The 4,357-nt window shown below is 67.6% G+C and carries 5 protein-coding genes, 1 tRNA gene and 1 pseudogene; all 7 read left to right on the top strand.

Annotation, left to right across the window (positions count from 1 at the left end; all coding sequences use genetic code 11):
* Positions 1-391, top strand: a 391-nt coding sequence (locus ACEN88_RS25275; protein WP_413344108.1) for an SbcC/MukB-like Walker B domain-containing protein, incomplete at its 5' end; no start/stop codon positions are given.
* A gap of 38 nt (positions 392-429) precedes the next feature.
* On the top strand, positions 430-642 hold the full coding sequence (locus tag ACEN88_RS25280) for a hypothetical protein (protein ID WP_036240255.1): 213 nt from the start codon (positions 430-432) through the stop codon (positions 640-642).
* 12 nt (positions 643-654) lie between these two features.
* On the top strand, positions 655-1,815 hold the full coding sequence (locus tag ACEN88_RS25285) for a methyltransferase (protein ID WP_413344109.1): 1,161 nt from the start codon (positions 655-657) through the stop codon (positions 1,813-1,815).
* Between the two features lie 58 nt (positions 1,816-1,873).
* A tRNA-Met gene (locus ACEN88_RS25290) sits at positions 1,874-1,950 on the top strand.
* A gap of 63 nt (positions 1,951-2,013) precedes the next feature.
* Entirely contained in the window at positions 2,014-2,277 is a 264-nt protein-coding gene (locus tag ACEN88_RS25295) for a hypothetical protein (RefSeq protein WP_056137253.1), read from the top strand.
* Between the two features lie 49 nt (positions 2,278-2,326).
* A complete protein-coding gene (gene dbpA / locus ACEN88_RS25300; RefSeq protein ID WP_413344110.1) occupies positions 2,327-3,736 on the top strand; it encodes an ATP-dependent RNA helicase DbpA in 1,410 nt (469 codons plus the stop codon).
* Positions 3,737-3,848: 112 nt separating this feature from the next.
* Positions 3,849-4,357, top strand: a pseudogene (locus ACEN88_RS25305) (hypothetical protein); the annotation flags it as partial.

Consider the following 4,357-nt stretch of genomic DNA (forward strand, 5'->3'; position numbering starts at 1 on the left):
GGCGCGGCGCTACCGCCTGGAGCGCGTCGTCAGCACGGCCGGTCCGTCGCTGGCGCTGATGGTGCGCGACCAGGACATGGGCGGCGAAGTGCGCTCCGTAAACTCCCTGTCCGGCGGCGAATCGTTCCTCGTGTCGCTGGCACTCGCGCTGGGCCTCGCCTCGCTGTCGTCGAACCGCGTCAAGGTGGAATCGCTGTTCATCGACGAAGGATTCGGCAGCCTGGACAGCGATACGCTGGGCGTCGCGATGGATGCGCTGGACGCGCTGCAGTCGCTGGGCCGCAAAGTCGGCGTCATCTCGCACGTGCAGGAGATGACGGAACGCATCGCCACCAAGGTGTTCGTCCGGCCGGCCGGCGCGGGCAGCAGTGCCGTGACCGTGCAGTGCTAAAATGCGCCCCTTCCATTGATTCATCGCTCACTTTCATCATGAACAAACCCGCCCGTTTCCTGACCTTCAAGTGCGCCAAATGCGCCAAGCCGGTCAAGGTCACCCTGCAGAAAGTGTCCGCCTGCTCGCATATCCAGCCCTACCAGGGCATTTGCGAATGCGGCGAAATCAAGCGCCACGCGACCGGCAATCCGGACGCCGTGAAATCCTTCGTCGAGTCGAACGAACTCCACTGGCACCACCACCACTGATCGGACGCGGCGATGACGACTCCCGACGGCGCGGCGCGCATCCACTGGATCGAACACGGCGAGGAACGCTCGGCGCGCTGGCGCTCGGAAAGCGGCTGGCCGGCGCCGCGGAAGGTCGTGCTCGCGGACGACACGATGAGCGCCGATGCGGCCTGGCGCCACGCGCTGGACGGCACGGCGCTGCTGTGGCGCGGCGACTTCCAGAACGCACGCCAGCTGCTGCAGGCACTCGTGCGCCGCGTCGACCATAAAGGTTCGCGCGCCAAACGCGCCAGGGCCGGCAAGGCGCCGGCGACGCTCACCGAACAATTCCACCGCCACCGCCTCGCGCAACTGCAGCGCGCACGCACGCTGGCCATGCTGCTGATGCCGTTCGACGCGGACCACGGCATCCCGCTGCGCCGCGCGCCCGACGTCCGCGAAGCATGCACGGAAGCCTACGGTGGGGCGACGGAACCGTACGTTGCTTCGCTGCGCGAACTGCTGGGCGTCATCGGCGCGCACGAGTGGCGCCGCAAGGGCGTGTTCATTCCCGCCCTCGACGAGCGCATCCACCCGTGGTACGGCGTGTTCTCGCCCGTGCGGGGCGAATATGTCGAGCTCGTCGCGCAGGCACCGTTGCCTGCCGGCGCGAAACTCGCGTTCGACATCGGTGCCGGTACGGGCGTGCTGTCGGCCGTGCTCGCGCATCGCGGCATGCAGGGCGTGCTCGCCACCGACGTGGACGAGCGCGCGCTCGGTTGTGCCCGTGCCAACGTCGAGCGCCTGGGTCTCGCCGGCCAGGTCGAGATCGTGCGCGCCGACCTGTATCCCGAGGGCCGCGCCGACCTCGTCGTCTGCAATCCGCCCTGGCTGCCGGGCAAGCCGAGCTCCGCCATCGAATACGCCGTCTACGATCCCGACAGCCGCATGCTGAAAGGTTTCCTCGCGGGATTGAAAGAGCACCTGCGCGACGGCGGCGAAGGCTGGCTCATCCTGTCCGACCTGGCCGAGCACCTGGGCCTGCGGTCGCGCGATCAATTGCTCGGCTGGATCGCCGAGGCGGGGCTGGACGTCGCCGGCCGCCACGACATCCGCCCCACGCACCCGAAGGCCAGCGATCCCGACGATCCGCTGGCCGCGGCACGCATGGCCGAGGTGACGTCGCTGTGGCGCCTGCGGGTGGCCAGCTAATGAATCGACAACCCGATTTGCGCTCCGGCGCCGATCGGGTTAAAATAGCGTTCTCAGACGCGGGGTGGAGCAGTCTGGCAGCTCGTCGGGCTCATAACCCGAAGGTCACAGGTTCAAATCCTGTCCCCGCAACCAAATTCCGTAACAACAAGCCCGACTCTCGTAGCCGGGCTTTTGTTTTCTGGGCCAGCGCAGCGCATGAGAGACAAGAAAGACAACGCGACCTTCGACCTGCCCGGCTTCGAGCCGGCGCCACATGACGATGACGCCGCGGCTCTTTCTTCGTCTCCGTCCGCAGTTCCGGCGGCAGCCAAGCGTCCCCGGGCGCGCCGCACGGCACAGAAACAGGAACAGCTGATGCTGATGAACCTGGCAGAAACGGATGCGACCGGCCTGCCGGTCTGGAAACACGATCCCGATCTGGACCTTACCGGCTTGCCTGTCTGGAAGCCGGCACCCTGAAGCACGCGACATGAACGCCGGTTCGTCGCGCCAACGAAACGCCGCCACCATGTCCGACACCGCCTTTTCTTCCCTGCAGCTCGCAGCCCCCTTCCTCGCCAATCTCGACCAGCTCGGCTACAAGGACATGACGCCCGTGCAGGCGGCCACCTTGCCGCTCGCACTCGCAGGCCGCGACCTCATCGCGCAGGCCAAGACGGGCAGCGGCAAGACGGCCGCGTTCGGCATTGGCATGCTGCTGAAGCTGAACCCGACCCTGTTCGCCGTGCAGGGCCTCGTCATGTGCCCCACGCGCGAGCTGGCCGACCAGGTGGCGAACGAGCTCCGCCGCCTGGCGCGGGGCATCGGCAACGTCAAGGTCGTCGTGCTGACGGGCGGCATCTCGATGCGTCCGCAGATCGCGTCACTCCAGTTCGGCGCGCACATCGTCGTCGGCACGCCGGGCCGCATCCGCGACCACCTGCAGCGCCGCACGCTCGACCTTGCACGCCTGCGCACCCTCGTGCTGGACGAGGCCGACCGCATGACGGACATGGGGTTCTACGACGAGATCGCGGCCATCGTGCGCGAATGCCCCGCGCATCGCCAGACCCTGCTGTTCTCCGCGACGTATCCTGACGACATCCGCGCCGCCACCGCGCGCTTCCTGCGCGATCCGCTCGAGGTCGCCGTCGACACCGCGCACGCGCCGGCCCGCATCGAACAGCGTTTCTACGAGATCGGCTTCGACGGCCGCGTGGATGCCGTCGCGCGGCTGCTGCGCCATTACCGCCCCGCGTCCGCGATCGCATTCTGCAACACGAAGGCGCGCTGCCGCGAAGTCGCGGACGCCCTGCGCGAACAAGGCTTTTCCGCGCTCGCGCTGTACGGCGAGCTGGAACAGCGCGAGCGCGACGAGACGCTCGTGCGCTTCGCCAACCGCAGCTGCGCGGTGCTCGTCGCCACCGACGTGGCCGCGCGCGGCATCGACATCGCGGGGCTGGAAGCCGTCATCAACGTCGACGTGTCCAAGGATCCGGAAGTGCACGTGCACCGCGTCGGCCGCACGGGACGCGCAGGTGCGAACGGCGTCGCGCTGTCGCTGTGCGCGCCGAACGAAAAGCGCTGGGTCAAGCTGATCGAGGACGCGCAGGGCTTCACGGCCGAGTGGCATGCGCTCGACGAACTGGCCGACGACGACGGCGCGGTGGATCCGGCACCGATGATCACGCTGTGCGTATCCGGCGGCAAGAAAGAGAAGCTGCGTCCGGGCGACCTGCTGGGTGCCCTCACCGGCGACGCGGGCCTCACGAAAGAACAGGTCGGCAAGATCGCCATCTTCGAATTCGTCAGCTACGTCGCGCTCGACCGCCGGGTCGCGCAGCAGGCGTTCGACCGGCTGAACAGCGGCAATCCGCTGGGACCGGAATTCGGCACCATCAAGGGCCGTAACTTCAAGATGCGTTTCATCGACGACTGATAGTCGACAGGCCGCGCTTGTAACAGTTGTAACAGGCGCGCACGGTTGAGTTGTACTCGGGCACCGGTGCTACAAATCTGGCATGATTTTGCCAAGCCCATGCCTTAGCAAAATGACCAGCCTAACTACCATCGGACCGGAGCAGCAGCACCTCGAAGGCCGCACCGTCAGGGACATCGTCGAGTACAGTCCCGAACAGGTCAACGAAGTCTGGTGCCGCAAGATCCTACGCCAGATCCTGCAGTCGCTCGAACTGCAGTACGCGATGCACATGCCGCATCGCGCCATCACGCCCGACACGATCGTGTTCCACGAGAATGGCGAGCCGCTGCTGATTCCCACCGACTTCGGCCCGCCGGACGCGCAGGAGGCCGATGACCTGAACGCCCTGGCACGCATCATCCATTACGCCATCACGCGCGAGCTCGCCCCCACGGGCCCACTGGCCGGCCGGGCCGAGGGCTACAGCGATTCGCTCGTGAATGCCGTCGACCGCTGCATGGATCCCGACCCGGCGCGCCGCCCCCAGAGCATCGAACAGCTGCGCGACCTGCTCGGCATCGTGCCCCGGGGGGGGGGGGGGGGGGGGGGGGGGGGGGGGGGGGGGGGGGGGGGGGGGGG

This window comes from Massilia sp. CT11-108 (assembly GCF_047302915.1).
Lineage (GTDB): Bacteria > Pseudomonadota > Gammaproteobacteria > Burkholderiales > Burkholderiaceae_D > Telluria > Telluria orientalis.

Bases quoted from the DNA above. Each gene is read 5' to 3' on its own strand.
- ACEN88_RS25285 (WP_413344109.1), top strand. From the start codon at position 655: ATGACGACTCCCGACGGCGCGGCGCGCATCCACTGGATCGAACACGGC.
- dbpA (WP_413344110.1), top strand. From the start codon at position 2,327: ATGTCCGACACCGCCTTTTCTTCCCTGCAGCTCGCAGCCCCCTTCCTC.
- ACEN88_RS25295 (WP_056137253.1), top strand. From the start codon at position 2,014: ATGAGAGACAAGAAAGACAACGCGACCTTCGACCTGCCCGGCTTCGAG.
- ACEN88_RS25280 (WP_036240255.1), top strand. From the start codon at position 430: ATGAACAAACCCGCCCGTTTCCTGACCTTCAAGTGCGCCAAATGCGCC.